The following is a 26,788-nucleotide window of genomic DNA, read 5'->3' on the forward strand; positions in this document are numbered from 1 at the left end:
TCGTGCGGTTTCGTTAGTGCGAAGTGCCCAGATAGGCACTGATCACTTCTTCGTTGTTGCGCACTTCTTCGGGGGTTCCGTCGCCAATTTTTTTGCCGTAGTCGAGTACCACCACGCGGTCCGAGATGTCCATCACCACACCCATGTCGTGCTCGATCAACACCACGGTGGTGCCAAACTCGTCGTTCACATCCAAAATGAAGCGGCACATGTCCTGTTTTTCTTCCATGTTCATGCCGGCCATCGGCTCGTCGAGCAGCAACACTTGCGGCTCCATGGCCAAGGCGCGGCCCAAGTCCACCCGCTTTTGCAAGCCATAGGGCAGCTGGCCCACCGGGGTTTTGCGGAAGGCCTGAATCTCCAGAAAGTCGATGATGTGCTCGACAAATTCACGGTGCTCTTCTTCTTCGCGCTGGGCAGGACCAATGCGCAAAGCCTGCATGAACAAGTTGCTTTTGATGCGCAAATTGCGGCCGGTCATGATGTTGTCGATCACGCTCATGCCCTTGAATAAGGCCAGGTTCTGGAAGGTACGGGCAATGCCCATCTCGGCCACCTGGCGGCTGTTCATGTGGTCAAACTTTTGACCGCGGAAGGTGATGCTGCCCTCTTGCGGCTGGTACACACCGTTGATGCAGTTGAGCATGGAGCTTTTGCCTGCACCGTTGGGGCCGATGATGGCCCGCACCTCGTGCTCACGCACATTGAACGAAATGTCGGTCAGCGCTTTCACGCCCCCGAAGCGCAAACTGATGTTACTGACGTCCAGAATGACGTCGCCGATTTTTTTGGTCATGCTGCAGCCTTCACGGGTGTGAATGTCTTGGCGTCGGAAATCTTGAGCGTAGCGCTGACGCTGCCGGTGCGGCCGTCTTCGAACTTGACCACCGTCTCGATGAACTGCTCGGTTTTGCCTTCGTACAAGCCATCCACCAAAGGTTTGTATTTGTCGGCAATGAAGCCGCGGCGGACCTTGTTGGTGCGCGTCAACTCGCCATCGTCGGCATCCAGCTCTTTGTGCAAAATCAAAAAGCGTGAGACCTGACTGCCAGCCAGCATGGCGTCTTCGGCCAGATCGGCGTTGACTTTTTGGACGCATTCCTGAATGAGTTGGTACACCTCGGGCTTTTGCGCCAAGTCGGTGTAACCGGCATAGGGCAGGTTGCGGCGCTCAGCCCAGTTGCCCACGGCGTCAAAGTCGATGTTGAGCATCACACACACTTTTTCGCGCTGGTCGCCATAGGCCACCACCTCTTTGATGTGCGGGAAGAACTTGAGTTTGTTCTCAACGTACTTGGGCGCAAACATCGCGCCGTCGTTGGCACCGCCCTGAATGCGACCCACGTCTTTCACACGGTCGATGATCTTGAGGTGACCTTGGTTGTCGATGAAACCAGCGTCGCTGGTGTGGTACCAACCATCTGGCGTCAGCACTTCGTCGGTCGCCTTCTGGTTTTTGTAATAGCCCTTGAGCAAGCCAGGCGACTTGACCAAAATTTCGCCGTTTTCGGCCACCTTGATTTCGACGCCCTTGCACGGCACGCCCACGGTGTCGGCTCGCGCTTGGTTGTCGGGCTGCAGACACACAAACACCGCGGTTTCGGTGGAGCCATAAAGCTGCTTGATGTTCACGCCGATGGAGCGGAAGAAGGTGAACAAGTCGGGGCCAATCGCCTCACCCGCGGTGTAGGCCACACGCACGCGGCTGAAACCCATGTTGTTGCGCAAAGGACCGTACACCATCAGGTTGCCCAGGCCATAGACCAAACGGTCCACCCAACCCACCGATTGGCCGTCCATCAAGGCAGGGCCCACTTTTTTGGCCACAGACATGAAGTAGTGGAACATTTTGCGCTTGAAGCTGCCCGCGTCTTCCATGCGGATCATCACGCTGGTCAGCATGCCTTCAAACACCCGGGGAGGCGCAAAGTAATAGGTGGGGCCAATTTCTTTCAGGTCGATGGTCACGGTCGCCGATGACTCGGGGCAGTTGACCACGTAACCGCACACCAGCCATTGCGCATAGCTGAAAATGTTTTGGCCAATCCAGGCGGGCGGCATGTAAGCCAGCACATCTTCGGCGCTGGTCAATTTGTCAAATTCAGCCCCAGCGTCGGCGCGGTCGATCAAGGAGCTGTGGGTGTGCACCACGCCTTTGGGGTTGCCTGTCGTGCCCGAGGTGAAGAACATCGCGGCCACATCGGTGTGGGCGGCTTTGTCCACCTCTTGCGCATAAAACTGGGGGTGCTGCTTGGCAAACACGCCACCGGACGCGATCAGCTCTTCGAGCGATCCCAAACCCTCTTCGGTGTACTTGCGCAGACCCCGTGGGTCGTCGTAGTAAATGTGGGTCAACTGTGGGCATTGCTCACGCACTTCGAGCATTTTGTCGACCTGCTCTTGGTCTTCAACCACACAAAAACGCACTTCGGCGTTGGTGATCGGGAACACACATTCGGCAGCGGCTGCGTCTTGGTAAAGCGGCACGGGGATCGCGCCCAGCGATTGAGCGGCCAGCATGGTGGCATAGAGGCGCGGGCGGTTGGCACCGACCACAATCAGGTGCTCACCGCGCTGCAAACCCGCTTGGTGCAGACCGCAGGCAATGGACTCGACCAGCTGCGACAGCGCAGCCCAGCTGGTGGCTTGCCAAATGCCATATTCTTTTTCACGCAAGGCGGGCGCTGTGGGGCGCTCGATCGCGTGTTTGAGCATCAAACGGGGAAACGTTGTTTGCATGACCTGACCTGTCTCCAAAAACGGGGCATCGCAACGAATGCGATTGAACTTTGCCGAATGCTAGGCACGCATTTGACGTCAAGTTGTCGTTTGGACGACAATTTAGGGTAGACCCCTAGCCCAACTGACCGTCAGCTGACACACAGACAAACACCATGGTCCAACACAACAGCGTCCACCAGCGCCGCCGTGCACCCACAGAATCCGAATTGAAAGAGATCCCTTGGCTGCACCTGCTGAGCCCGCAAGAACGGCTTGAAATCGTGCCGCAATTGGTCGTCAGCGACCCTCAAACGGGTGACCATGTGTGCCGCGTGGGTCGCCCGGTGACGTATTGGTTTGGGGTGATCTCGGGACTGCTGAAGATGAGCAGCGACAACGAGAGCGGCCAAACCATGACCTTCACCGGCGTCCCACCCGGCGGCTGGTTTGGTGAGGGCACGGCGCTCAAACGTGAGATCTACCGCTACAACATCCAAGCGCTGCGCCCCAGCGTGGTCGCCGGCATGCCGCTCGACACATTCCACTGGCTGATCGACCACTCGCTGGGTTTCAACCGTTTCATCATGCAGCAGCTCAACGAGCGCTTGGGCCAATTCATCGCTGCCCGGGAAATGGACCGCATGACCAGCCCCGAACTGCGCCTGGCACGCCACTTGGCGGCCTTGTTCAACCCGGTGTTGTTCTCAGGTGTCGGCGAGGTGCTGCGCATCACCCAGCAAGAGCTGGCCTATCTGGTGGGTTTGTCGCGCCAACGCGTGAACGAAGCCCTGAAAGTCCTTGAAGCCCGCCAGCTCATCCGTGTGGAATACGGCGGACTGCGCATTCTGGATTTGCAAGGGTTGCGTACGGCCACTTTTTAAGTCAAACACCTATGCCCACTGAACAAAACAATTTATTTTTGTCATTTTGGTGACCCCAAACCCCTTGTCCCTAGCAATAACCCTGTACCCAGTGAGAGATGACAGAGATAGGCTCCCGCCAGTTCATTCCTCAACACCTCAGGAGTTTTTTGATGTTCAAGAAAATTGCAGTCTGCACCGCCGTTTTGGCCCTCGGCATCGGGCAAACGTTGGCCCAAACAGCCGCCCCGGCTGCGCCACCTCCCGCTTGGAAACAAGGCATGAATGCCGACAACGCCAACTCCACATTGGCCCCCCTGGCAGGCAAGCTGACCGTCACCCCTGCAGCCGACATTCCCCTGAACAAACTCAAACTGCCACCAGGCTTCAAGGCCGAAATCTGGTCTACCGGTACGCCTGGCATTCGCGCCATGAGCCGCGGCGAGAGCGGCAAAATTTACGCAGGCACGCGTGGTTTGGGCCGCGTTTATGAAATCAGCGACAACGGCAAAGAGCGCACCAGCCGCGTCGTGGTCGACAAATTGAACCAACCCGCCGTCACCTTGCACAAGGGCAACTTGTACGTCATGTCGGTGGACAAAGCCCTGCGTTATGACGGCATTGAAGCCAACCCCAATGCCCAGGCCGTCGACATGACCGAGGTCTTCAAATTGCCACCGCTGCAACACCACAACTGGAAGTACCTGGGCTTTGGTCCAGATGGCAAGTTGTATGTGCCTTTTGGCGCACCTTGCAACATCTGCGAGCCCGGTGCTGAATACGCCCAGATTCGCCGCTACAACGCCGACGGCTCGGGCATGGAGGTGATCGCCACCGGTGTTCGCAACACCCAAGGCTTTGACTGGCATCCCACGACCAAAGAAATGTGGTTCAGCGACCACGGCCGCGACTGGATGGGCGACAACGCCCCTGAAGACGAACTCAACCGCATGACCAAGACCGGTTTGAATTTCGGCTTCCCTTACTGCCACGCCAATGGCATTCCCGACCGTGACATCGTTAAAGACAAGGCCTGCGACGGCGTGAACTTGCCCGTGACCACCATGGGACCCCACGCTGCGGTGATGGGCGTGAAGTTCTACACCGGCAACATGTTTCCAGCCGAGTACAAAAACACCATGTTTGTGGCGCGCAAAGGCTCATGGAACCGCACTCAGAAATTTGGCTATGACGTGGTCACCGTCACCACCGATGCCGACGGCAAGAACGCCAAAGTCACGCCGTTCATGACCGGCTTCAAAGACGACAGCGACAACAGCTTCTGGGGCCGCCCCACTTACATGCTGCAAATGCCCGATGGCGCCATGCTGGTCTCGGACGAGCAAACGGGTGCTATTTACCGCATCTCGTATGCCAAGTAAGCGCAAGACGCCCACCAGGGCGCTGGCAACAGCGGCCTGGGTGGTGAGCTTTGGCTTGACGGCCTGGCCCTTGCTGGCGCAAACGGCTGCACCGGCTGTTCCTGGCACAGCCCAGGTCAATGCCAGCATCAAGGCCCCCGAGCGGGCCGCCTTGTGCATGGCCTGCCATGGAACCGGCGGCGTGTCTCAAATTCCCGCCATTCCTTCCTTGGCAGCGCAACCCCGTGTTTTCATTGAAAACCAGTTGGTGTTGATCCGGGAAGGCCTGCGCGACATTCCGGCCATGAAGGGCTCACTCGACGGTGTGCCCGATGCCGAATTGACCGCCTTGGCGCGCTATTTTTCGGCCCAGCCGGCACCGGCTCCAGCCAAGGGCAAAGCAGATGCACAAAGCTTTCAACGCGGTAAAGAATTGGCCAAAGCGGCCCTGTGCGGCACCTGCCACCTGCCTGGCCATCAAGGCCGTGACCAAGTACCGCGACTGGCCAGCCAACAAGAACAGTTCTTGCGTGACGTGATGAAAGAGTACCGGGACAACCCCGGCCCAGGCCGTGACACCGTCATGGCTGCAGCGCTTTACGGCATCAACGATGCACAACTGAAGGATCTGGCGCACTTTTTTGCGTACAGCCCCTGAAGTGCCGTTGCCAAAAAAGGGACAATGGCAGCTTGCCGATTTGGCCCTTTTTTGATTCAGCACACCCATGACCCAGCCCCCGGCATTCAAACGCGCCCCCCGACCAGAAGGCAAAGGCGAAACGGCCGCCCCCAGCGGCACCTCGCGCCTGAACAAACGCATGGCCGAGCTGCGCATGTGCTCGCGCCGCGAAGCGGACGCCTGGATCGAACAAGGCTGGGTTCAGGTCAACGGCCTGCCCGCCAGCATGGGGCAACAAGTCACGCTGTCGGACCGCATCACCATCGACAAAGCCGCCGAGCAGCAACAAGACCGGCAAGTGACTATTCTTTTGCACAAGCCCATGGGCTATGTGAGCGGCCAGGCCGAAGATGGGCACGAACCCGCCATCACCCTGATCAACCCGCGCAGCCACTGGGGCGGTGACCCGTCCAAACTGCGCTTCACCCCACCGCACCTGCGGGGTCTCGCCCCGGCCGGGCGCTTGGACATCGACTCCACAGGCCTGTTGGTGCTGACTCAAGACGGCCGCGTGGCACGCCAGCTGATTGGCGAAGACTCGGAGATGGAAAAGGAATACCTGGTGCGTGTGGCCTACACAGGCCACGAAAACACCGCCGCCGCCGCTGCCGCCTCGGCCACCTACGGCGGCAAAGCCAACCAGCTGACCACCATCGGCGACTTCGACCGGGTGAGCGCCAACGTGCAAGCCGTCTTCCCCAAAGCCCAACTGGAGCGCCTGCGCCACGGCCTGAGCCTGGACGGCAAGCCCCTCAAGCCCGCCAAGGTGGACTGGCAAAACCCTGAGCAGTTGCGCTTTGTGCTGACCGAAGGCAAGAAGCGCCAGATTCGCCGCATGTGCGAGCAAGTCGGCCTGAAAGTGGTGGGCCTCAAGCGCATCCGCATGGGGGGTGTGCAGCTGGGGCAAATGCCGGCAGGGACCTGGCGGTATTTGGGACCGAACGAGTCGTTCTGATCCCTTTTAAAACCCCTCTTGAAACCTTACCAGACGCCCCCAACTGTGGGGCGTTCTTGTTTTCTGACTTTTTTACTGTTGAACCGCTATGAGCAAACAAACCCATGCCTTTCAGGCCGAAGTTGCGCAACTGCTGCACTTGGTCACCCACTCGCTTTATTCCAACCGCGAAATTTTCTTGCGCGAGCTGATCTCCAACGCCTCAGACGCCTGCGACAAATTGCGCTTTGAAGCGCTGAACAACAACGGCCTTTATGAAGACGCACCCGACTTGCAAGTGCGCCTGTCCTTCAACCAAGCCGCCAAAACGCTGACCATCACCGACAACGGCATTGGCATGACGGCGCAAGAAGCGATTGACCACCTGGGCACGATCGCCAAGAGCGGGACCAAAGATTTTGTGAGCAAGCTCAGCGGTGACCAAAAGTCAGATGCGCAGCTGATCGGTCAGTTCGGTGTGGGCTTTTATTCGGGCTTCATCGTGGCCGAAAAAATCACCGTCGAAACCCGCCGCGCAGGCACGGCAGCGGCAGAAGGTGTGCGCTGGATCAGCGGCGGAACGGGCGACTTTGAAGTGGAAACCATCACCCGCGCTGAACGCGGCACCAGCGTGATCCTGCACCTGCGCGAAGAGGCGATGGAATACGCCAATACCTGGAAGCTCAAGGAAATCGTCGGCAAATACGCCGACCACATCAGCCTGCCTATCTTGATGGAAAAAGAAGAGTGGCAAGACGGCGAATTGATTGACCCCAGCAACGAAGAGGCTGGACGAAAGCCCGGCGGCATGCTCAAGACAGGCGAGTGGGAAACCATCAACAAAGCCAGCGCCCTCTGGACACGCCCCAAGAAAGACATCACCGACGAGCAGTACGCCGACTTCTACAAACAGATCAGCCGCGACTTTGAAGCGCCACTGACCTGGACCCACAACCGCGTGGAAGGCAGCACCGAATACACCCAACTGCTCTACATCCCATCCAAAGCACCACAAGACCTGTGGAACCGCGACAAGAAAGCCGGCATCAAGTTGTATGTGAAGCGCGTCTTCATCATGGACGAAGCCGAAGCGCTGATGCCCAGCTACCTGCGCTTTGTCAAAGGCGTGGTGGACTCGGCCGACCTGCCGCTGAACGTGAGCCGCGAGCTGCTGCAAGAAAGCCGCGACGTCAAAGCCATCCGCGAAGGCTGCACCAAGCGTGTGTTGTCGATGCTGGAAGATTTGGCCAAGCACGACAAGGCGCCAGAAAGCACAGACGGTGTGACTGATGTTTTAAGCGAGGAAGACAAAGCGAAGCTTGGCCAGTACACCAAGTTCTACGCCGAGTTCGGTGCGGTGCTCAAGGAAGGTCTGGGCGAAGACTTTGGTAACCAAGCGCGTTTGTCCAAACTGCTGCGTTTTGCGTCATCGACCCACGACACCGTGAGCGTGAGCTTTGCCGACTACAAGGCCCGCATGAAGGAAGGCCAAGACGCGATTTACTACATCACCGCCGACACCTTGGCCGCCGCCAAGAACAGTCCACAGCTCGAAGTCTTCAAGAAAAAAGGCATCGAAGTTTTGCTGATGACCGACCGCGTCGACGAGTGGGCGCTGAACTTTGTGAACGAATTCGACGGCACCCCACTGCAAAGTGTGGCCAAAGGCGCGTTTGACCTGGGCAAGCTGCAAGACGAAGAAGAAAAGAAAGCCGCCGAAGACGCGGCCGAAACCTTCAAGCCCGTGCTGGCCAAGCTCAAAGAAGCGCTCAAAGACAAAGCCGAAGACGTGCGCGTGACCAGCCGCCTGGTCGACAGCCCCGCCTGCCTGGTGGTGACCGACGACGGCATGAGCATGCAACTCGCCCGCATGCTCAAGCAGGCTGGCCAACAAGCCCCTGAAGTCAAGCCCGTGCTCGAAGTCAACCCCGAGCATGCGCTGGTCAAAAAGCTGGACGGCTCGGTCCACTTCCATGACCTGGCCCACATCCTGTTTGACCAAGCCCTGCTGGCCGAAGGCGGCTTGCCGGCTGACCCGGCGGCTTATGTGAAACGGGTGAATGCGCTGCTGAGCTGATCGGCACGTCCCTCAAACAAAAGGGGCGGCACCTGTAGGTGCTGCCCCTTTTTTCTTGGGTGCTTTGAAAGTCAGGCTTTCAAGGCGTCCTTGTAGACCGAGTTCACCGGCTGGGCCATCACCTTGCGCAGCATCGGCTCAAAGGCTTCGATGGGCAGCGTGTCATAGCCCGCATCAAACGCCGGGTCGTCGTAGAGCGCGATGAACTCTTCTGTACGGGCGTAGTGCGGGTGATCTTTGAACATGTCGCGCATATTCCGGTCCATGCCGATGTGGTGAAAGAAGTTGTAGCCCTGAAAAATCCCGTGGTTTTGCACCATCCACAAATTGGCTTCAGACACAAAAGGTTTGAGGATCGCAGCGGCAATGTCGGGGTGGTTGTAGGTGCCTAAAGTGTCGCCAATGTCGTGCAGCAAAGCGCAGACCACGTACTCGTCGTCACGACCGTCCCGCAAGGCACGCGTGGCCGTTTGCAGGCAGTGAGTGTAGCGGTCCACCGGAAAGCCGCCGTAGTCCCCGTCGAGCAGCTTGAGGTGGGCGATCACCCGGTCGGGCAGCGACTTGGTGAATTGCATGAACTCGCCAGCAATCAGGGTCCAGTCCTGCTGGGTGCTGTCTTGCATGCGGATGAATTGGGCTCGGTCATTCATGGGCACTCCTGCATTTCAAAACGCCAGCGTAATGGTTTTGGTGTGCACGAACTGTCCAGTAGATGACTGCAAGGGACACCCGAATGCGCAGGCATCGGTTAGATTGGCACGATGAGCACCACACCCGCCGACCCCTCCCTCATCGATTCGCGCCAAGCCGCTTGGCGATTGCTGGTCACGCTGGGGCTTGTGGTGCTGGGCAACAGCAGCATGTACATCGTGTCGGTGGTCTTGCCCGCGGTGCAGACCGAGTTTGGGGTGGGCCGGGCCGATGCGTCGCTGCCCTACACGCTGATGATGATCAGCTTGGGCCTGGGCGGCTTGATCACTGGCCGCATGGCCGATCGGCACGGCTTGACTCCGGTGCTGTGGGTCGGGGCGCTGGCCGTGTGTGGCGGCTTTGTGTGGGCGGGCGTATCGGGCAGCATCTGGGCCTTTGGGCTGGCGCACGCACTGATGGGCTTTGTGGGCAGCTCGTCTACGTTTGCGCCCCTGATGGCCGACACCGCTTTGTGGTGGAACCGGCGTCGCGGCATTGCCGTGGCCATTTGCGCCAGTGGCAATTACATCGCGGGCACCATCTGGCCACCGATTGTTCAACACGGTGTGGAGACCTTGGGCTGGCGTCAGACCTACATCCTGCTGGGTATTTTTTGCGGGGTGGGCATGTTGTTGCTGGCCACACTCATGCGTCAGCGCCCGCCGCTGGTGACGCTCACCCCAGCCAACGCCCATGCCACCGTGGTCGACCGCAGCCGCCCCTTTGGCCTGAAACCTGCACACGCACAGAGCCTGCTGTTTGTCGCGGGCATGGCGTGTTGCGTGGCCATGTCGATGCCACAGGTGCACATCGTGGCGTATTGCACCGATCTGGGTTTTGGCGCGGCACGCGGGGCCGAGATGCTTTCGCTCATGCTGGCCAGTGGCATCGTCAGCCGACTGGTGTTTGGCATGATCAGCGACCGCATCGGCGGCATCCGCACTTTGTTGCTGGGCTCGATGCTGCAAGGCGTGGCCTTGCTGATGTTTTTGCCCTTTGACGGCATGGTGCCGCTGTACATCGTCTCGGCCATGTTCGGGCTGTTTCAGGGCGGCATCGTGCCCGCCTACGCCATCATCGTGCGCGAGCATTTCGACCCCAAAGAAGCTGGCGCCCGCGTAGGCTCGGTGATCATGGCCACCTTGTTGGGCATGGCGCTGGGCGGCTGGATGTCGGGCTGGGTGTTTGACCTGACGGGCAGTTACCACGCGGCCTTTTTGAATGGCATCGCGTGGAACCTGCTCAACCTGTGCATTGCCAGCTGGTTGTTCTGGCGAGTTCGCCGGACAGAACGTGCCTGACAGGTGAGCAACTCAAACGATCAGGATGGGCTCGCGCATCTGCTCAACCTGCTCTTGCAACATCAGTACCTGACCGCGCCAATAGTCGGGCGTGCCAAACCACGGAAAGTTGATCGGGAAAATCGGGTCTTCCCAACGCCGCGCCAGCCAAGCGCTGTAGTGGATCAAACGCAAGGTGCGCAGCGGCTCAATCAGGCGCAACTCTGCGCGGTCAAAGTCGCGCACCTGCTCATACCCGTCCAGCAAGGCCGACAGCTGCTGTGTGCGCTGGGCTCGCTCGCCCGAGAGCAGCATCCACAGGTCCTGCACGGCAGGCCCCATACGGGCGTCGTCCAAGTCCACAAAGTGCGGGCCGCCACCGGGCAGTTCAGTGGGCGTCCACAAAATGTTGCCGGGGTGGCAGTCGCCGTGCAGGCGCAGCAAGCGGCGGTCTGCAGTGCCTTGCGCAAAGGCTTCTTGGATCAAAGCCAGCGCAGGCACCAAGGCCTCGCGCCATTCACGCTCCACCTCCAGCGGGATCATCTGGTTTTTTTGAAGCCACTCGGCAGGCTCGAGCGCAAAGGTCTGCACATCGAGCGTGGGTCTGTGCGCAAACGGCTTGGCTGCGCCCACGGTGTGGATGCGCGCCAGAAAACGGCCGATCCATTCCAACACTTCGAAGTCATCCAACTCAGGCGGGCGGCCACCGCGCAAAGGGCTGACCGAAAAATCAAAACCTGCCGTGTGGTGCAAGGTTTGTCCGTTCAGGGCCATCGGCGCGACCACGGGCACTTCGGCGGCCATCAACTCCGCAGCAAAGTCGTGCTCCTCCTGAATTTGGTCTCGGCTCCAGCGGCCAGGTCGGTAAAACTTGAGCACCACCGCCGACGTGCCTTGCACCAGCTCGTCCAGGTGGGCGCGGTACACACGGTTTTCGTAAGAGCTGAGCGCCAGCAAACGGCCATCGGGCCACAGACCCAAATCGGTCAAAGCGTCCATCACCCGGTCCGGGGTGAGTTCAGCATAGGGGTGCAAAGCATTCGGGTCGGTCATGCGCCGATTGTGACCGAGCGCTTGCGGCCGTTCAGTGTCCTGTGAAACGGGCTGCGCGCTTTTCCACAAACGAGCGCACGCCCTCGGCAGCATCCTCGCTGTTGGAGAGCGATTTCTGGACCGAAATGAAGTCGTGCATGGCCACCAATGGGCCTTGCTCCACCGCCTTGAGCACGTTTTGACGCGTGGCCACCACGGCCAGCGGTGCTTGTGCGGCGATCAACTCGGCAATGCGCATGGCTTCGGCCAGCAAACCTGCGGCAGGCACCACCTTTTGCACAAAGTTCAGGCGCAGGGCCTCGGCGCTGTCAAACACGTCGGCCGTCAGCAAATGCAAAAGCGCATTGCCCGTGCCCGCACGCTCGGCCATGCGCAGCGTGGCGCCGCCCGTGGCCATGATGCCGCGCTGCACCTCCAACTGAGAAAAACGGCAGTCCTCGGCCGCCACCACGATGTCGGCGGCCAGCATCAGTTCTATGCCCAGCGTGTAGGTGATGCCCTGCACCGCCACCACCATGGGTTTGGTGCGTCGGCGATAGCCCTCCATACCCAGGTTGAGCGGGTCCACCAGGCCCAGCGGCACGGCCTTTTCGCCACGCTGCATCAGCGGCGCGATGGTGGGCAAATCAAGTCCAGCGGTGAAGTGGCTACCCGCCGCACACAACACGCCCACGCGCAGCGCGGGGTCGTCATCCAACCGGGTGTAAGCCTCGCCCAGCTCACGGTACATCTTGGGCGTGAAGCCGTTGCGCTTGGCTGGGCGGTTGATGCAAATCTGAAGGACTGCACCGTGGACGGTGCAGTCGATCTGGCCTTCGGGGTGTGGGGTGGTGTTCATGGGCGCATGTTAGGCCCAGGGCCAAGACCCTAGATTCACCGAAGTGACATCCTTGTGGGAGCCGCGCCCTCGCGGCGATAGGCTTGTGGTCTGTCGGCAACCTTCGCGGCAGGGGCGCCGCTGCGCCCCTCCCACAGAGAGCTCAATCTTCACAAATGCAAAAACCTTGCTTTTGAAGCAATGTTTTGCCGCGTCCCTTCAGGTCCGCCCCGGAATCTCCGCGAGCAGTTGCTCCACATGGGCCTTGGCTTTTTCGAGCGAGGCCATGCTGCCTGTGAGGTACATCCGGCCGCTGGCGCCGATCATGCTGCACTCGACCAAGGTCAGGTCGGGCGCAACTTTTTCAGCTTCGTTGGCCATGTGGGCACCGAACAGGGCCGGGGCCACTTCCATCAGGAGCATGTTGTCACCGGGCAGCACCATGCTGGCTTGACGCGTGCGGTTCATCAGCACGGCGTGCTGATCGGTCACGTTTTCCAGAATGTCGCTGTAGAGCAATTGCGGGCGCAATTGGTCTTCGGCTTTGGCCCCCATCCAGTCCAGGATGACCTGGCCGGCACGCTGCAAGGCCGCGCCGTCGTTGCTGTGCAACTCCAGCACGCCAAACTGGCGCTCCACCGCCAAAATGCCGGGCTCCAGCGTGGGTTCGGCCTTGAGGGCCAAGTCGATCACGCGCTGGATCGACAGCCCTGGGGCGATCTCGACCAGCAGCGCGTGGGTGCCCTGCATCGCCACATAGCCGCGTGCGCCCAGGGGCGAACTCATCCACGAAGAGAACTGAGGCTGCAGATCGGTGAGCGTCAGGTAAACCCGAAGCTCAGCGGCCGGTTTGGCAGGCGGTTTCGTGGGCGCGGTGGCTTTTTTGCTTGTGGCCATGCGGCCTCCTTATCTGCAACAGCCTGCGATCACTTGCCGTCGAAGGCTTTGGACACATCGGCGTGTGGACGTGGGATGACGTGGCAAGACACCACTTCACCGATCGCGCCTGCGGCTTCTGCACCGGCTTCGGTGGCGGCCTTCACAGCCCCCACGTCGCCCGAAACGATGATGGCGACCAGGCCGCCACCGACTTCTTTTTTGCCAACGATGTTGACGTTGGCGGCTTTGACCATGGCGTCAGCGGCAGCGAAGGCAGCAACATAACCTTTGGTTTCGATCATTCCGATGGCTTGTGACATGAGAGTCTCCTTGAGGGGTTAAAAAAGAAAGGGTTGAGGAAAAAAGTCAATGCGCTCAGCGCATGGGTGTGGGGGTGTCGTAGTTGTCGAGCGAGGCGATGATGAGTGCATCGGCCACCACGCGCGGGTGGGCGGGGGCAAACCACCATGCAGCAGGGGCCCCGATGGTGATCATCACGCGCTCGCCAATGCCGCAGCCCATGGGGTCGTAGCAGACCACCACGTCCTTGGGGTAATCCAGCTGCACCTCCAGCAACGCCCCAGGGGGCAACTCGGGCAGGCGTTTGCTGGCCACAATGCGGCCGATCACGGTTCCTGTTTTCATGGCTTGGTTCCTCGTTCAATGGTGATGCCGCGCTTGCGCAGGGCTTCTTTGCCCAAGGGGGTCATGACCGCCTTGGGGTGCAGCCGAACGGTTTTCACGCTCGGCGGCAGGGTTTTCAGTAACTTCTCGCCGATCACACCTTTGAGCTCGGGTATGTCTTCGGCTTTGTGATCGTGTAGCGTGCAGGTGTCGCCCTTGCACTCGCAGGCCTTGCCTGCCTTGCACGACGAGCAGCAAGCCGCTGGATCGGTGGCGGTGGTGGCGGCCATAGCCGACGTGGCTGGCGTACCGGCAGCGGCTTGCGGTGCAGGCGCAGCAGCGGCCACCGCCTTGACGGCCGCCTCGTCCACCCGCATGTCAAAACGAAGCAGGCCTGATTGCGCTGCTTGCAACAGTGCCGGGCTGGCGGCCAGGCGTTTAAAGAGTTCTGTCAATGCTTGCGCGTGGGCACCGGTGCCTACACGCAAGGGCACCACCACGCCCTGAGGCCCAGCTGCTGGCGAAGTGGCAGGGGCTGTGGCTGCTGGTTTGGGCGCACCGATCTGCTTCCAGTAAGCGTCTTTGCGAGCGATCAGGCCATCGCGGATTTGGTACACATCGGTGCCGTCCAAAGCGACCGATTGGCCACCGGGCAGCGGCACGCTCACCTTGTAGTTTTGCACCACGGTCTGGCCCAGCACGTTCATGTGCGAATCCGAAAACTTGGGGCCTGTGGGGCTGGCAAAGCGTTCCTTCAAGAACGTCAGGCATGCCGCACGGCCATGGAGTACGCGCGAATCGGGCAAGGTCCACACCACATCGGGGGCAAAACAGGCCACGATGGCTTCGGCATTGACGGCGGCATAACCGGCTTCAAAGCGCTGCATCAGGGCGGCGATGGCGCTGCCAGCATCCGTGGCTTTGGCACCCAGGGCGGTGCGCACCTGCGCCCGAATTTGCTCGCGCAAAGCGTCTGCGCTCATGCAGCACCTCCGGCGTCACGGATCACGGCCTCTGCCACCTCGGCGGCAGTGCGGACATCGGACGGTGTGCCCGACAAATACAGGCGCCCGGCAGGGCCCATGAAACGGCAATCCACCAACTTGACGTTCGCCGCTTTCTCAGCTTCGTTGGCCACCAGCAGCGCGTAAGACGAGGTGGTCATCTCCATGATGTAGAGCGACTCGCCCGGCAAAAGCATGCTGCCGGCCTTGCTGCGGTTGATCAAAAACGCGTGGTAACCGTCGACCCGGTCAATGACTTTGGACGCCAAAATTTCGGGCTTGAGCACGCTTTTCTCGCTCACACCCATGGCATCCAACACAGCGGCACCCGCCGACTTGACCGACGAGGAAGACTGGCCGTGGAACTCCAGATAACCAAACTGACGCTCCACCACCAAGTTGCCGGGCTTGACGTCGTCGTGCTTCAAGGCGATGTCAGTCAGCCACTCGATGTCCATGCCGGGGGCGACCTCGATCACCATGGCTGCGTCGTTGTGGCGCGGCAAAAAGCCTCGTGCGGTGGAGCCCAGCAAACACATCAGTTGTGGCTGCAAGCGGTCCAGAAAAATGTAGCTGCGCAAAGTGGACATGACAGGCTTTCAGCGAAGGTGTTCGAGTTCTTCCTGCACGATGCGCAGGACCATGGCCTGGAGTTCAGGCGTGAGGGTGGACAGTTGCGAAGGGGAGGCACCGGCCGCAGTAGCCGCAGTGACCGCGCCCGAAGCCATGGCCCCGGCCCAACCACCGGGCAGCGGGAAGGCCACGCGTTTCCAGTTGACCAGCAGTTCGGGGCCGACATTGCAGTCCACCGAGCTTTTGCCCGCGTAACCCGTGCCGATGGTGAAGGTGTAGGGCAGCCCGGTGTTGGCCCCGGTGCTGTCGTGCACCGTGGAGCCGTTGACGACCACGCGGTAGTAATCGAGCGCCGCACCCCAGACCACGGCCTGCTCGGCGCTGGCCGAATGGATGCCCGAGGTGTGGCCTGCACCGCTGTGCTGCAGCATGAGGCGGGCCACATCGATGGCCTGGTCCATGCCCGGCACCACCACACAGCCCAAAATGGGTGAGAGCTTTTCTTTGAGCAGCACATGGCCCGCTTGCGGGTTGGTGATAGGGCACACCAAGGCCTGGCAGTCGACGGGCACTTGCACGCCAGCGGCCTGCGCGATCTCGTGCGCCGGGCGGCCCACCACCTTGCCGTTGAACTTGCCGCCGGGAAAAGCGTAATTCTGGATTTGCAGTGCCTCTGCGTCGGTGCACACATGCGCACCCTGGCGGGCCAGCACTTGCTGCATCTGCGGCGCAATGCTGGCGTGCAGCATGAGCACCGAAGGGGCTGAGCAGGGGCTGCCGTGGTCGAAGTTTTTGGCGGCCACAATGGTCTGCGCAGCCGCTTCGATGTCGGCGCTGGCGTCCACGTAAATCGGCACATTGCCCGAGCCCACACCAATGGCGGGGTTGCCCGAGCCATAGGCCGCACGCACCATGGGCGTGCCGCCAGTGGCCAAAATCACATCGGTGCGGCTGTCGCGCATCAGCGCCCCTGTGGCCTCGACTGTGGGGCGGGTCAGGATTTGCAGCGCATGGGCCGGACCGCCGGCTTTTTCGATGGCGGCTTGCAGCTCATTTGTCACGGCGGTGCAACAAGCCAAAGCCACCGGGTGCGGCGAGATGACCAGCGCGTTGCGCGTCATCAGACACAAGATGGTTTTGAAAATGATGGTGGCCACGGGCGAGGTGGAGTTGGACAAGCCCACCACCACACCTGCGGGGCGGCCGATTTCGACGATGCGCAGCGCGTCGTTGCGGCGCACACCGCCCAGCGCCACCTGGTCCCAAGCGGTGGGCGTGAGGGTGCAGGCGATCTGGTTTTTGGCGATCTTGTCGGCCACTTTGCCGATGCGGCTTTCACGTACGGCCCACTCTGCATAAAACTCGGCACGCGGCAGCAAGGCGGCGGCCACTTCTTTGGCCACACGTTTGGCCTCTTCGGGCGTCCACAGCACCAGCGTGGCAGCGGCTTGCCGGGCGCGGCCCAGCAAGTCGCGGGCCTCCTGCAAGGCGGCCAGGTCGTGGTCGGCCAGATCGATGGGCTTGCTTGAACTCATGACAGGGTGCGTTCCAGATTCAACGGCGCTGAGCGGCGTTGGCCACGGCGTTCAGGTCCACGTTTTCCAGGGCGCTGAAAATGGCTTCCACCGCCTGCTGCTCACGCGGGCTGGCCGCTTGCATGCGGGTGGTGTCCAGCAGTTGACGCATCACCGAAGGCTGACCACCAGCGGCAGCAGCACCGGGGTTGAGCGTGGGCACAAAACTGCCGCAGGTCATGCGCTGACCGGCGCGGTAGTGCGGCGCGTAGTCAAACACGGCGTAGTGCTGCGTGGCGCAGTTGTCCCACATGGCGAGGGAGTCTTTTTCCCAACGGAAGCGCACCATGAATTCTGGTTTTTTGACCCACTCGTAAAGCATGTTGAGCACGGACTCGGACAGGTCCATGTGCATACCCAGCAAACGCTTGGTCCAGATCGAGTTGACGAACAAAATTTTGCGGCCGTTGTAGGGGTGCGTGATCACCGCCGGGTGGGTCACCGTGGGCGTGTTCTCGATCATCTTGCACTCCTGTGCACTGGCCTGCACCATCATGCCGCTCTTGGCCGAGGCACGCTGTGCCAGGCGCTCATTGATGTTGGTGCGGCGGAAGTGCCAAGGCAGGTCGTGGTCGGCCTGCAGGCCTTCGAGCATCTGCTGCATGCCGGGATTGAGCGCGTCATACGCTGCTCCTGCATGCATCCACATCGTATCGCCGCCAGAGGGAGGCAAGTCGGTGATACGCAGGATAGAGACCATGTTGGGCTTCTTGCGGAAGGTCACGTCGGTGTGCCAGCGGTCGGTCTCGGGCGCTTCGTGGCCTTGGTTCGAGATCAGCTGAATTTGCGGATGACCTTCGATGTGTGGGAAGAACTCGTGCTGCTCCATCTCACCGAAATTAGCCCCCAAGCGAATGTAGGCCTCAGGCTTCAAGGCCTGCTTGCGGAAAAAGACCACGCCGTGTTGCCACAACGCCTGCTTGATTTCTTCATAAACGTCCTCCGAGCGGGTGTTGTTCAGGTCAACGCCGCTGATCATGCCGCCAATGGTGGGGGTCATGGGGTCCACCTGAATGTGACGGTATTTCATTTTTTATCTCCTAGATGTGTCAGAGCAGTCAGGCTCATTGCCAGTGCAGCAAACGTTTTTCGAGCCAGGTCATGGTCCGCACCACAGCCACGCCCAGCAGGGCCAGCACCAGCAGCAGCGCCATCACACCATTGACTTCAAAGGTGGAGCCAAGGTAGGCCAGCGACTGGCCCAGACCCTTTTCAGAGGCAATGATTTCGGCCCCGATCACACCCAACAAGGCGTAAATCAGACCCAAGCGCAGGCCCGAGAAGATGACCGGCACAGCACCGGGCAAGGTCACCTGAAAGAAGGTGGTCACCGGGCTGGCGCCCAGGGTTTTGCAAAGGGTGAGGTGGTCTTGACTCACCCCACGGATGCCAGCCACCGTGCTGGACAGCACGATGAAAAATGTCAGACTGCAGCCCACCGCAATCTTGGAGCCCAGGCCCAAACCAAACCAAAGTATGAACAGCGGTGCCAAAGCAATCCGGGGCATGACGTTCATGGCGTTCAAATAAGGGTCGAGGAATTTTTCAACCTGCGGAAAAGCCACAAACAGCAGGCCCACGGCCAGAGCAGCGGTGCTGCCGAGAGAGAAAGAGATCAGCGTGCCGGCCATGGTCCAACCCATGTCGGTCCAGAGCTTGCCCGTCGCAATGTTGTTCCACAAAAATTTAATCACGCCGCTGGGCTGCCCGACAAAAGTCGGGTCTAGCCAGCGGTTGACGGTGAGCCACTCGCCCAGCGCCAACAAGACGGCGATGAACAAGAGGTGGGCACCACCCCAGCGCAGGGTTTCAGCCTTCATGTTTGCTCCAGCCAGATTCCAGGTGCGACCACAGCTGCGCATACAGCTCGTGGAAATGCGGGTCTTTTTGCAGTTCGCGAATCGAACGCGGACGAGGCAAGTCGATGGCGATATCGGCCACGATGCGGCCGGGGCGCGAGGTCATGACCACCACCCTGTCCGAGACAGCCACCGCTTCCGACAGGTCGTGTGTGACGAACAGCACCGATTGTTTGTACTGCTGGCACAGGCGCAGCAACAGGTCTTCGAGTTGCAGCTTGGTTTGGGCATCCAGTGCCCCAAAAGGTTCGTCCATCAGCAGCAGGGGAGAACCCATAGAAAAGGTGCGGGCCAAGGCCACGCGTTGGCGCATGCCATGCGATAGGGCTTTAGGTAAAGCGTTTTCAAAACCGGCCAGGCCAACTTCTTGCAACATGACGCGGGCACGCTCCTCTGCTTGGGTACGCGGTATGCCACGCACCTCCATGCCGAACATGGCGTTGCCCAAAGCCGTTTTCCAGGGCATCAGGCTGTCGCGGGCGAGCATATAGCCGACCTGCGAGTTGCCCTGACGCGGCACGAGGCCGCCCACTTTTAAATTGCCTTTACCCGTGTGGGGGACCAAGCCCGCAGCCAGATTCAACAGTGTGGTTTTGCCACAGCCGCTGGGGCCCACAAGGGATACAAACTCACCTTGCCTTACTTGCAGCGAGACATCGGACAACACCTCGCTGGTGCCGTCGAAGCTCAAATGCACGCCATCGGCAGCAATGGCCAGGGGCTTTACGCTCAATTCAGTTGCTCCGCTCATGCAGTCGTTCGTGTGAACTTGTGCAGCGCTCAGCGCAATTGCAAGATCTTGCTGGTGTCAAAGGTCTTGTCGATCTGCTTGGTGTTGCTGAGGTAATCAGCCGCAGCCTGCAAAGCTTTAGGGTCCAAGGCAAAGCGCGAGCCGCCGATCGAGTTGCGCAGCGAAGCCTCGACTGCGGCAGCACCAGCAGGACCTTCGATCTTGAATGTATCGTTGATGACCTTCAGCACCGCATTGAAGTTGGCCGGGTTTTGAACAAAGGCTTCGGACTCACGCATGGCTTTGGCAAACGCGTCAAGTGCAGCACCATTCTTTTGCGAAAAATCGCCACGTACCGTCATCGGACCCGATGCACCGTTGAGTTTGGTGATGGCTTCAGGGCCTTCGCCCTTGCGGGGGTCCACGATCACGCGACAGACTTTCATGGCCGAACAAAAGCCATCCATGGGCGCAAAGAGCATCACTGCATCGATCTGCTTGTTGGCAATGGCCGGCAAGGCGGTATTGGGTGCGCCAACAGGCACGATGGTCACATCGCTGCCCGACAAACCTGCACCTTTGAGCAAATCGAGCAACTGGAATTCAGCGCCGGAGCCACGGGCTGTGACGCCAATCTTTTTGCCCTTGAGATCGGCCATGACGGCGGGGTAGCCTTTAGCGGCATTGGGGGTTTCGGTGTGGGCACCTGCCATCAAAAAGAAGATGTTGTCACGCGCAGCGTTGCCAATGATCTTGAGGTCTGCCCCTTTGTTCGCCGCCTGAATGACCACTTCGGCTGGGCCGAAGGCCACGTCAATGTCGCCCGCCATCAGGGTCTGGATGCCCAAGGGGCCTGCGGGGATGGTTTTGAGTTCGCACTTGAGACCATTTTTCTCGCAATACCCGTTGGCGACCGCCACACGAACGATCATATTGCCCAAGCCTGGGTAGTCCTGAATGCGCAAAGTCTGGGTTTGCGCCATGGCGGCGGAACTCAGTGACAGGGCAAGTGCACCAAGGGCGGTGCGAAGCAAGGCAGGGGCAGATAAGGTCATGTCGTCTCCATGGGGTTGGGGTACTGGCTTGATCGCCGTCAAATTCTCAGGTCCCGATTTAATTCCCCTCGGATGCCGCAAATTGTTTCTGATGTGACAATTTAGGGGAAAGCACTCAATATCGAGCACCCCAGCACTGGATCACCTCCGACGGTTTACCCGTCACGATGACAACATCTTTATTTGCAGTATGAATTCAGCAACCCCTGCAGCCCGTGGCCTGGCTTTTAAAAACATGGATGTCGACGCCCTATCACAGAATTGGTCGGTGAACTCTGCATTGACACAACGCTCAGCCCAAGCCCTGGAAGGCATTGGCGTGCTGCGCCATTGGCAAGAGGGGCAAGTCGTGTTGAGCCGGGGCCAGTCGATCTCCACCGCGCTGCTGCTCATGAAAGGACGGTTGCGCGTGAGCGTGACCACCCCCGAGGGCGAAGAACAACTGCTGCGCTGGATGCTGCCCGGCGAGATTTCAGGCTTGAGTTCGGTGTTTGCAGAAACCACCTACCCGGCCGATCTGGTCTCGGCTGGTCCCAGCCAGGTACTGCACATCGAGCGGGCCAAACTGCTGGGGCTGATCAGCCAGGACGCCACCGTGGCAGTGGACCTGCTGCGCATTTTGGGTTTGCGCATCAACCAATTGTTTGACACCCTGGCCGACCAGGGCATGCACACGCTGGAACAGCGCGTGTGGGCCACTTTGGAGCGCATTGCCAAGTTCAACAGCGTGCAAGTGACCGACGGCGTGCAGCTGCGCGTGAGCCAATCTGACTTGGCGCAGGCCGCCATGGCCTCGCGCCAACGGGTCAACCAGCAGCTTCAAAATTTTCAGGACAAGGGCCTGATCCGGCTAGGCTACCGCAACATCGTGCTGCTGCGGCCAGTCAAACACAACGTTTGATCAATACCTGTAAACACCCTGCCCGGTCTTGCGGCCCAAACGGCCTGCCGCCACCATTTCTTTGAGCAAGGGGCTGGGGCGGTATTTGCTGTCGCCGTACTCCTTGAGGTAGACCTCCATCACGGCCAGGCACACGTCCAGACCGATCATGTCGGCCAGCGCCAGCGGGCCAATGGGCTGGTTGCAGCCGAGCTTCATGCCAGCGTCAATGGCCTCGGCTTCTGCCAGGCCTTCGCCGAGCACAAAGAAAGCTTCGTTGATCATGGGCACCAGGATGCGGTTGACCACAAAGCCGGGGGCGTTCTTGACGGTGATGGGCGTCTTGCCCAGCGCCAGCGCCAGCTCATGCACCGCGTCGTGGGTGGCGTCGCTGGTCTGCAGGCCACGGATAATTTCGACCAGCGCCATCATGGGCACGGGGTTGAAGAAGTGCATGCCAATGAAGCGGTCCGCACGCTGCGTGGCGGCGGCCAGCTGGGTGATCGAGATCGACGAGGTGTTGGACGCGATCAGCACATTGGGAGCCAGCATGCCGTCGAGCTGCTTCAAGATCTTGACCTTGAGTTCGTGGTTTTCGGTGGCGGCTTCGATGACCAGCTGGGCGCCCTTGAGGTCGTCGTAGCTGCTGGAGCCTTGGATGCGGGCCAGCGCAGCGGCCTTGTCGGCTTCGCTGATCTTTTCTTTCTTGACCAGACGGTCCAAGCTGCTGGCCACGGTGGCAACGCCTTTGGCCACGGCCGCGTCCGAAATGTCGACCATCACCACTTGGATGCCCGAAACGGCGCAAGCCTGTGCAATGCCATTGCCCATGGTGCCTGCGCCAATGATGCCTACGGTTTGGATGCTCATGTTATTCATTCCTTCAAAGTGGGGGAGACTTAAAAAGGAATGATCTTAACGGGCCCCATACCCCCTCAGAACTTGCGTTGCGCCTCTAAGCCCAAGAGCAGTTTGCGACCGGGGCCAGGCTCAAAGAAGCGGCCGTTGCCATCGTTGACGATCACCGACCCTGCGTGCTTGCGATCGGTCAGGTTGTCCAAGCGAACAAATTCACGAAGTGTCCAATCACCCCGTTCTTGCTTGAACTGAAGGGCCAAATTGAACAAGGTGTAAGCACTTGCTGAATCGGTGTTAAGGTCGTTGACCATCACACGGCCTGTGTGAATCGTCTCCAGCATCACCCGGCTGCCAGCCCAGCCCGTGTCCCAGGCGGCTTGCGCGAACAGTTGCTGCATGGGCAATCCGGGGATGCGATGACCCGCAGGCACTTGCACTTGTGGGCTTGGGCTGGGGCAGCCCGTGGTGGTGCAAGTCATGAAGGCGTCTTGGTAATTCGCCCGCATCCAGGTGTAAGCCGATGTCAGCGTGACAGGCCCCGTGCGCCACTCCCCCGCCAACTCCAAGCCTTGGCGCAGTGTGCGTCCGGCGTTTTGGAATGTGGTGCGGCCACCCGTGTTGTTTTGCACCACGATCTCATCGTCGGTGCGGATATCGAAGGCGGTCGCGCTCCAGCGAAGCTTGTCAGCACGTCCGCGCAAACCCAGCTCGGCACTGGTGCTGCGCGCAGCATTGAGCGCGGTGTTGAAACCCGACACACCGCCGCTGCGGTAAGCCACCTCGTTGAGCGTGGGAATTTCGTAGCCCTTGCCGATGCTGGCAAAGGCCTGCAAAGAGGGGTTCAGCTGCCAACGAACCCCCAACACGGGCAAAGTAGCGTGGTAATTTTTACTGCCGCTGTCGTCCCGGTTGGCACCCACGATATAACTGTCGAGGGATTCGTATTGGGTGCGTGTTTGACGCACCCCGCCCATGAGCGTCAGGTCTTGGGTGCGCCATTCGGCCTGCAGGTAAGGGTCCAGCGTTTGGGCGCGGTTGACCTCGTCGCGGCGCAGCTTGCCTTGAACACCCCAAGTGCTGCCAATGAAGTTTTCATAGCCTTTGCGCTTGTCGCTTTGCAGATCCGATGCCACGCCCGCGCTGAGCGACAGTCGGCCGCCTTGCCAATCGCCTTCATGCCGCCAGCGAGCATTCCAGCCCCAATAGTCGCGGTCCAGATCGATCACACCGCCCGAGCTGCCCGGGGGCATTTGTGCACCCGTGGTGATGGACTGGTACTGCACCACCTGGCGCTGCCCCCCATAGCCCATCAACTCCAATTTGTGACCATTGCCCAATGCTTGCTCAAAGGCCAGACCCAGCTGCGTTTGTGCAACCGTTTTGCGTGTGTTAAAGCTGAGCGCTGCTGCATTGGTTTGGTCTGGATTAGCGTCCAATTCGGCACGACTGAGACCTTGCGGGTCCAAAGCCGAACTGCTGTGCAGGTTGAACACCAGCACCGTGCGCCCACCCTCGTGAGGACGCGAGAGTTTCATATTGACCGTGCTGCGGTCAGCGGCCGACTGAGGTCGCGTGCCATCGGTGGCAAAACCGCTCACATCCACCGCATACGACCAGCCAGGGGCCTGAGGTGTACCGGTCTGGCCTGTGGCCTGCGTGGAAGCACGCCACAAGCCGTCCGAACCCGCCACCACACCCGTGCGCCATTGCGCGGGCTGCTGGCCGTCTTCGGTGTACAGCAACAAAGCGCCACCTGACGATGCACCGTAAAGTGCGGCCATGGGTCCGCGCACCACTTCGACCCGGTCGGCGCTGCCCAGCGGGAAGTTGGCCGCCTGACCCGAACCATCGGGCGCACTGGCAGGAATGCCATCGACAAACAGGCGCACACCACGCACACCAAAGGTGGCTCTTGCGCCGTAGCCGCGCACGGATATTTGCAGGTCTTGGGCATAGTTTTGGCGGTTGCGGATCACCAGACCCGGCACACGACCCAAACTTTCGGACAGATTGACCTGTGCTTGCCCGTCTCGCAGCGTCTCGCCATCGACCACATCGACCGATGCCGCACCGCGCCAAACCCCGCTGCCAGAGCGCCCTGCAGTGACCAACATGGGGGAGAGCGCACCCGCATCAGCCAGCGTCGCTTCTTGAGACTCCGCTTGAGCCTGCGCGTTGGCTGCGCACAGCAAGCCAATGGCCAAAGCGATTGGACGAGGTGAAAGAGCCCATGCGGGCATCCATGGTGCGGCGATTGAGAAATTCATGAATTTGCTTGACTGATCTTGAAAAAAATGGGCCCATCGACCAAAGCCAGCTTTGCTTGGATTGAACGGCCGCTGCGCTCAACGTGGCTGACCGACCTCAATGGGAATGGAAGCATACCAAGCCGCCAAATCTTCAATTTCTTTGTCTGTCAGCGGCTTGGCCATCACGGCCATCACCTCGTTCGATCGCTTACCGCTGCGGTATTGCTTGAGCTGCTCTTCGATATAGATTGCAGGCTGCCCAGCGAGGTGCGGTGCATTGGGCATGGTGGACAAACCATTGGCCCCATGACAAGTGGCGCACATGCCGGCTTTGACTTGACCGGCTTTGACATCGGCAGCGTGACCCTGCGACAGAGCGCAGATCCACATGCCCAGAAAGACACCCCAAGACCTCAGTTGAAATGATTGGGTTAAAAACATCTTGATCCTTTTCATCCAAGAAAAAGCACCCGCTTAGAAAGCGGGTGCTTGGTGCTTTCAAAGCATCAGTTGCCGTAGGTCACGCGGTAGATCGCACCCGCGTAATCGTCCGAGATCAGCATGGAGCCGTCTTTCATGACCGCCACGTCAACAGGACGACCAATGTAAGTGCCGGTTTCTGGGCTCAACCAGCCTTCGGCAAACACTTCAGACTTGTCGGCGGTGCCATCGGCTTTGAGAGAAACAAAGTTGATGAGCGCACCACTGGCGGGGCTGCGGTTCCAAGAGCCATGCGAGGCGACAAAAATGCCACCACGGTACTTGGCGGGGAACTGCTTGCCTGTGTAGAAGGTCATGCCCAGCTGCGCTTGGTGCGCGGGGAACTCAATTTGTGGGAAGACCGCGTTGGCGGGCTCTTTCATGTCCTTCAGGTCAGGTGCAGCGGGGGAGCCGGCCACCTTGTACTTGCCATTCCAGTAGGGATAACCGAAATGCTCGCCCTTTTTGGTGGAGCGGTTCAGCTCGCCCGGTGGAATCTCATTGCCCAAACCGTCGGTCTGGTTGTCGGTCCACCACAGGGTTCCGTCCTTGGGGTTGAAGTCCTGACCCACCGAGTTGCGCATGCCGATGCTGTACACCTCGCGGCCGCTGCCGTCAAAGGGGTCCATGCGCACGATGCCGCCGATGCCCAGGCGATTGAACTCATCGACTTTGTCAGCAGGCTGCACGTTGAAAGGCTGACCCAGCGTGACATACAACTTGTTGTCTGGTCCGATGCGGCAAGTGCGCGCACCGTGGTTGTAAGACTCGTGCTCGGTCGGGATCAGTTTGCCTTGTGGCACCACCTCGATGACCGCAACATCCGGGCCTTCGTAGAAGAATTCAGCGGCCGGGAAGTTCAGCACCCGGTTGTGTTCGGCCACAACCAAGAAGCCATCCTTGGTCCAGCACACGCCATTGGGGACTTTGAAGTTGAGCGATGGCGCAAACGACTTCACCTCATCGGCAATGCCGTCGCTGTTGCGGTCTGTCACAGCCCAAACGGTGGTCTTGCGAGTGCCCACAAACAGCATGTTGGTGGAAGGTGCAATGGCCATGTGACGAGCATCGGGCACCACCGCAAACAGTTCAATCTTGAAGCCGTCGGGCATCTTGATCTTTTTCAGGTTGTTGCGGATGGCATCGGCATTGCGGCCGGTTTGTGGCACCACCGGAATGTTCAGATCGGTCGTGGCGACCTTCATCTGCTTCATGGTGTTGAGGTTGTCTTTGCCGGCTTGGGCATAGGCCCCTGTGGCCAGCGTGGCTGCGAGCAATGCAGCACTGAGTTGGGTCAATTTCAAGGTCATCTCCTGTTTTTAATGGTTGATTCAAATCCGCTATCGCCATTAGAAACCCCCGGTTGTGCGGGAGTTGGCCCATTCAATTTAAGTCAAAGCTTTGCGCGAAGCCTTGGTAAAAACCCTTTTAAAAAGCGGTTTTTAATTGAAAAAATTTTCAAATTTCACGCAATAAAAGTACGCGACTTCAGTCTCTCTGGCGACTGACAAATGAAGAATTGGCTAAAGCTCAATGCGCAATTCACGGAAT

Annotated in this window: 26 protein-coding genes; 7 read left to right on the top strand and 19 right to left on the bottom strand. The window is 59.8% G+C overall.

The features are described from left to right. Nucleotides 1-13: 13 nt before the first annotated feature. Together B9Z40_RS06140 and B9Z40_RS06145 are read right to left on the bottom strand one after the other, a co-directional pair. Nucleotides 14-796 carry an ABC transporter ATP-binding protein gene (locus B9Z40_RS06140; RefSeq protein WP_100172349.1) on the bottom strand — a complete coding sequence of 261 codons (783 nt, stop codon included), beginning with the start codon at nucleotides 794-796 and terminating at the stop codon, nucleotides 14-16. Further along, nucleotides 793-2,739, bottom strand: coding sequence for a long-chain fatty acid--CoA ligase (locus tag B9Z40_RS06145; protein ID WP_100172350.1), 1,947 nt, complete (start codon nucleotides 2,737-2,739; stop codon nucleotides 793-795). Before B9Z40_RS06145 ends, B9Z40_RS06140 begins: the two co-directional genes overlap by 4 nt. Before the next feature lie 155 nt (nucleotides 2,740-2,894). Between B9Z40_RS06145 and B9Z40_RS06150 the strand changes: the two genes are divergently transcribed. The 5 genes from B9Z40_RS06150 (at nucleotide 2,895) to htpG (ending at nucleotide 8,632) form a co-directional block, all read left to right on the top strand. Further along, on the top strand, nucleotides 2,895-3,602 hold the full coding sequence (locus tag B9Z40_RS06150; protein ID WP_100172351.1) for a Crp/Fnr family transcriptional regulator: 708 nt from the start codon (nucleotides 2,895-2,897) through the stop codon (nucleotides 3,600-3,602). A gap of 152 nt (nucleotides 3,603-3,754) precedes the next feature. Next, the gene (locus tag B9Z40_RS06155; RefSeq protein WP_100172352.1) at nucleotides 3,755-4,963 is read left to right on the top strand and encodes a sorbosone dehydrogenase family protein; all 1,209 of its coding nucleotides are present in this window, start codon (nucleotides 3,755-3,757) and stop codon (nucleotides 4,961-4,963) included. Then, complete coding sequence (locus B9Z40_RS06160) at nucleotides 4,953-5,600, top strand: c-type cytochrome (RefSeq protein WP_233204805.1); 648 nt, start codon at nucleotides 4,953-4,955, stop codon at nucleotides 5,598-5,600. Before B9Z40_RS06155 ends, B9Z40_RS06160 begins: the two co-directional genes overlap by 11 nt. A 67-nt stretch (nucleotides 5,601-5,667) precedes the next feature. Beyond that, nucleotides 5,668-6,576: a pseudouridine synthase gene (locus B9Z40_RS06165; protein WP_100172353.1), complete on the top strand. Its 909-nt coding sequence runs from the start codon at nucleotides 5,668-5,670 to the stop codon at nucleotides 6,574-6,576. An 88-nt stretch (nucleotides 6,577-6,664) separates the two neighbouring features. Further along, nucleotides 6,665-8,632, top strand: a complete 1,968-nt coding sequence (htpG, locus tag B9Z40_RS06170) for a molecular chaperone HtpG (RefSeq protein WP_100172354.1) — start codon at nucleotides 6,665-6,667, stop codon at nucleotides 8,630-8,632. Nucleotides 8,633-8,703: 71 nt separating this feature from the next. Here htpG and B9Z40_RS06175 read toward each other — a convergent pair whose 3' ends face one another. Beyond that, nucleotides 8,704-9,282, bottom strand: a complete 579-nt coding sequence (locus B9Z40_RS06175; RefSeq protein ID WP_100172355.1) for an HD domain-containing protein — start codon at nucleotides 9,280-9,282, stop codon at nucleotides 8,704-8,706. A 111-nt stretch (nucleotides 9,283-9,393) separates the two neighbouring features. Between B9Z40_RS06175 and B9Z40_RS06180 the strand changes: the two genes are divergently transcribed. After that, nucleotides 9,394-10,623 carry an MFS transporter gene (locus B9Z40_RS06180; RefSeq protein WP_100172356.1) on the top strand — a complete coding sequence of 410 codons (1,230 nt, stop codon included), beginning with the start codon at nucleotides 9,394-9,396 and terminating at the stop codon, nucleotides 10,621-10,623. Nucleotides 10,624-10,635: 12 nt separating this feature from the next. Here the strand turns inward: B9Z40_RS06180 and B9Z40_RS06185 are convergent, their stop codons facing one another. The 12 genes from B9Z40_RS06185 to B9Z40_RS06240 form a co-directional block, all read right to left on the bottom strand. Next, nucleotides 10,636-11,655 (bottom strand): serine/threonine protein kinase, encoded by a 1,020-nt coding sequence (locus B9Z40_RS06185; RefSeq protein WP_100172357.1) that lies wholly within the window; start codon nucleotides 11,653-11,655, stop codon nucleotides 10,636-10,638. A gap of 31 nt (nucleotides 11,656-11,686) precedes the next feature. Continuing rightward, the gene (locus B9Z40_RS06190) at nucleotides 11,687-12,493 is read right to left on the bottom strand and encodes a crotonase/enoyl-CoA hydratase family protein (protein WP_100172358.1); all 807 of its coding nucleotides are present in this window, start codon (nucleotides 12,491-12,493) and stop codon (nucleotides 11,687-11,689) included. Nucleotides 12,494-12,691: 198 nt separating this feature from the next. Next, the gene (locus B9Z40_RS06195) at nucleotides 12,692-13,369 is read right to left on the bottom strand and encodes a microcompartment protein (protein WP_100172359.1); all 678 of its coding nucleotides are present in this window, start codon (nucleotides 13,367-13,369) and stop codon (nucleotides 12,692-12,694) included. Between the two features lie 29 nt (nucleotides 13,370-13,398). Next, on the bottom strand, nucleotides 13,399-13,671 hold the full coding sequence (locus B9Z40_RS06200) for a BMC domain-containing protein (RefSeq protein WP_019427480.1): 273 nt from the start codon (nucleotides 13,669-13,671) through the stop codon (nucleotides 13,399-13,401). A gap of 55 nt (nucleotides 13,672-13,726) precedes the next feature. Next, nucleotides 13,727-13,996: a EutN/CcmL family microcompartment protein gene (locus B9Z40_RS06205; protein ID WP_053168998.1), complete on the bottom strand. Its 270-nt coding sequence runs from the start codon at nucleotides 13,994-13,996 to the stop codon at nucleotides 13,727-13,729. Next, the gene (locus B9Z40_RS06210) at nucleotides 13,993-14,958 is read right to left on the bottom strand and encodes a nuclear transport factor 2 family protein (protein WP_100172360.1); all 966 of its coding nucleotides are present in this window, start codon (nucleotides 14,956-14,958) and stop codon (nucleotides 13,993-13,995) included. Before B9Z40_RS06210 ends, B9Z40_RS06205 begins: the two co-directional genes overlap by 4 nt. Continuing rightward, a complete protein-coding gene (locus tag B9Z40_RS06215; RefSeq protein WP_100172361.1) occupies nucleotides 14,955-15,569 on the bottom strand; it encodes a BMC domain-containing protein in 615 nt (204 codons plus the stop codon). Before B9Z40_RS06215 ends, B9Z40_RS06210 begins: the two co-directional genes overlap by 4 nt. Before the next feature lie 9 nt (nucleotides 15,570-15,578). Next, nucleotides 15,579-17,087 (bottom strand): aldehyde dehydrogenase family protein, encoded by a 1,509-nt coding sequence (locus B9Z40_RS06220; RefSeq protein ID WP_100172362.1) that lies wholly within the window; start codon nucleotides 17,085-17,087, stop codon nucleotides 15,579-15,581. A 19-nt stretch (nucleotides 17,088-17,106) separates the two neighbouring features. Then, nucleotides 17,107-18,156 carry a TauD/TfdA family dioxygenase gene (locus tag B9Z40_RS06225; protein WP_100172363.1) on the bottom strand — a complete coding sequence of 350 codons (1,050 nt, stop codon included), beginning with the start codon at nucleotides 18,154-18,156 and terminating at the stop codon, nucleotides 17,107-17,109. Between the two features lie 34 nt (nucleotides 18,157-18,190). Beyond that, nucleotides 18,191-18,946, bottom strand: a complete 756-nt coding sequence (locus B9Z40_RS06230) for an ABC transporter permease (protein WP_100172364.1) — start codon at nucleotides 18,944-18,946, stop codon at nucleotides 18,191-18,193. Further along, complete coding sequence (locus B9Z40_RS06235) at nucleotides 18,936-19,736, bottom strand: ABC transporter ATP-binding protein (protein WP_100172365.1); 801 nt, start codon at nucleotides 19,734-19,736, stop codon at nucleotides 18,936-18,938. The genes B9Z40_RS06230 and B9Z40_RS06235 overlap by 11 nt, the downstream gene beginning before the upstream one ends. Before the next feature lie 29 nt (nucleotides 19,737-19,765). Then, a complete protein-coding gene (locus B9Z40_RS06240) occupies nucleotides 19,766-20,770 on the bottom strand; it encodes an ABC transporter substrate-binding protein (protein ID WP_100172366.1) in 1,005 nt (334 codons plus the stop codon). 268 nt (nucleotides 20,771-21,038) lie between these two features. On the opposite strand from B9Z40_RS06240, the gene B9Z40_RS06245 reads away from it, so the two are divergent. Next, nucleotides 21,039-21,671: a Crp/Fnr family transcriptional regulator gene (locus B9Z40_RS06245; RefSeq protein WP_158238060.1), complete on the top strand. Its 633-nt coding sequence runs from the start codon at nucleotides 21,039-21,041 to the stop codon at nucleotides 21,669-21,671. On the opposite strand, the gene B9Z40_RS06250 is transcribed toward B9Z40_RS06245, so the two are convergent. The 4 genes from B9Z40_RS06250 to B9Z40_RS06265 all read right to left on the bottom strand — a co-directional run bounded on the left by B9Z40_RS06250 (nucleotide 21,672) and on the right by B9Z40_RS06265 (nucleotide 26,547). After that, on the bottom strand, nucleotides 21,672-22,520 hold the full coding sequence (locus tag B9Z40_RS06250) for a 3-hydroxybutyryl-CoA dehydrogenase (protein WP_100172368.1): 849 nt from the start codon (nucleotides 22,518-22,520) through the stop codon (nucleotides 21,672-21,674). Nucleotides 22,521-22,585: 65 nt separating this feature from the next. Then, a complete protein-coding gene (locus tag B9Z40_RS06255) occupies nucleotides 22,586-24,775 on the bottom strand; it encodes a TonB-dependent receptor domain-containing protein (protein ID WP_100172369.1) in 2,190 nt (729 codons plus the stop codon). A gap of 78 nt (nucleotides 24,776-24,853) precedes the next feature. Further along, nucleotides 24,854-25,147, bottom strand: a complete 294-nt coding sequence (locus B9Z40_RS06260; protein WP_233204806.1) for a cytochrome c — start codon at nucleotides 25,145-25,147, stop codon at nucleotides 24,854-24,856. 116 nt (nucleotides 25,148-25,263) lie between these two features. Beyond that, on the bottom strand, nucleotides 25,264-26,547 hold the full coding sequence (locus tag B9Z40_RS06265) for a sorbosone dehydrogenase family protein (protein ID WP_100172370.1): 1,284 nt from the start codon (nucleotides 26,545-26,547) through the stop codon (nucleotides 25,264-25,266). Nucleotides 26,548-26,788: the final 241 nt, after the last annotated feature.

Source organism: Limnohabitans sp. 15K (assembly GCF_002778285.1).
GTDB lineage: Bacteria > Pseudomonadota > Gammaproteobacteria > Burkholderiales > Burkholderiaceae_C > Limnohabitans_A.

What these genes read in the sequence shown, in the direction of transcription:
- B9Z40_RS06150 (WP_100172351.1), top strand. Translation starts at nt 2,895, where the DNA reads ATGGTCCAACACAACAGCGTCCACCAGCGCCGCCGTGCACCCACAGAA.
- B9Z40_RS06155 (WP_100172352.1), top strand. Translation starts at nt 3,755, where the DNA reads ATGTTCAAGAAAATTGCAGTCTGCACCGCCGTTTTGGCCCTCGGCATC.
- B9Z40_RS06145 (WP_100172350.1), bottom strand. Translation starts at nt 2,739, where the DNA reads ATGCAAACAACGTTTCCCCGTTTGATGCTCAAACACGCGATCGAGCGC.
- B9Z40_RS06195 (WP_100172359.1), bottom strand. Translation starts at nt 13,369, where the DNA reads ATGGCCACAAGCAAAAAAGCCACCGCGCCCACGAAACCGCCTGCCAAA.
- B9Z40_RS06240 (WP_100172366.1), bottom strand. Translation starts at nt 20,770, where the DNA reads ATGACCTTATCTGCCCCTGCCTTGCTTCGCACCGCCCTTGGTGCACTT.
- B9Z40_RS06215 (WP_100172361.1), bottom strand. Translation starts at nt 15,569, where the DNA reads ATGTCCACTTTGCGCAGCTACATTTTTCTGGACCGCTTGCAGCCACAA.
- B9Z40_RS06235 (WP_100172365.1), bottom strand. Translation starts at nt 19,736, where the DNA reads ATGAGCGGAGCAACTGAATTGAGCGTAAAGCCCCTGGCCATTGCTGCC.
- B9Z40_RS06165 (WP_100172353.1), top strand. Translation starts at nt 5,668, where the DNA reads ATGACCCAGCCCCCGGCATTCAAACGCGCCCCCCGACCAGAAGGCAAA.
- B9Z40_RS06210 (WP_100172360.1), bottom strand. Translation starts at nt 14,958, where the DNA reads ATGAGCGCAGACGCTTTGCGCGAGCAAATTCGGGCGCAGGTGCGCACC.
- B9Z40_RS06190 (WP_100172358.1), bottom strand. Translation starts at nt 12,493, where the DNA reads ATGAACACCACCCCACACCCCGAAGGCCAGATCGACTGCACCGTCCAC.
- B9Z40_RS06220 (WP_100172362.1), bottom strand. Translation starts at nt 17,087, where the DNA reads ATGAGTTCAAGCAAGCCCATCGATCTGGCCGACCACGACCTGGCCGCC.
- B9Z40_RS06225 (WP_100172363.1), bottom strand. Translation starts at nt 18,156, where the DNA reads ATGAAATACCGTCACATTCAGGTGGACCCCATGACCCCCACCATTGGC.
- B9Z40_RS06185 (WP_100172357.1), bottom strand. Translation starts at nt 11,655, where the DNA reads ATGACCGACCCGAATGCTTTGCACCCCTATGCTGAACTCACCCCGGAC.
- B9Z40_RS06180 (WP_100172356.1), top strand. Translation starts at nt 9,394, where the DNA reads ATGAGCACCACACCCGCCGACCCCTCCCTCATCGATTCGCGCCAAGCC.
- B9Z40_RS06230 (WP_100172364.1), bottom strand. Translation starts at nt 18,946, where the DNA reads ATGAAGGCTGAAACCCTGCGCTGGGGTGGTGCCCACCTCTTGTTCATC.
- B9Z40_RS06175 (WP_100172355.1), bottom strand. Translation starts at nt 9,282, where the DNA reads ATGAATGACCGAGCCCAATTCATCCGCATGCAAGACAGCACCCAGCAG.
- htpG (WP_100172354.1), top strand. Translation starts at nt 6,665, where the DNA reads ATGAGCAAACAAACCCATGCCTTTCAGGCCGAAGTTGCGCAACTGCTG.
- B9Z40_RS06255 (WP_100172369.1), bottom strand. Translation starts at nt 24,775, where the DNA reads ATGAATTTCTCAATCGCCGCACCATGGATGCCCGCATGGGCTCTTTCA.
- B9Z40_RS06250 (WP_100172368.1), bottom strand. Translation starts at nt 22,520, where the DNA reads ATGAGCATCCAAACCGTAGGCATCATTGGCGCAGGCACCATGGGCAAT.
- B9Z40_RS06260 (WP_233204806.1), bottom strand. Translation starts at nt 25,147, where the DNA reads ATGTGGATCTGCGCTCTGTCGCAGGGTCACGCTGCCGATGTCAAAGCC.
- B9Z40_RS06200 (WP_019427480.1), bottom strand. Translation starts at nt 13,671, where the DNA reads ATGTCACAAGCCATCGGAATGATCGAAACCAAAGGTTATGTTGCTGCC.
- B9Z40_RS06160 (WP_233204805.1), top strand. Translation starts at nt 4,953, where the DNA reads ATGCCAAGTAAGCGCAAGACGCCCACCAGGGCGCTGGCAACAGCGGCC.
- B9Z40_RS06140 (WP_100172349.1), bottom strand. Translation starts at nt 796, where the DNA reads ATGACCAAAAAAATCGGCGACGTCATTCTGGACGTCAGTAACATCAGT.
- B9Z40_RS06205 (WP_053168998.1), bottom strand. Translation starts at nt 13,996, where the DNA reads ATGAAAACAGGAACCGTGATCGGCCGCATTGTGGCCAGCAAACGCCTG.
- B9Z40_RS06265 (WP_100172370.1), bottom strand. Translation starts at nt 26,547, where the DNA reads ATGACCTTGAAATTGACCCAACTCAGTGCTGCATTGCTCGCAGCCACG.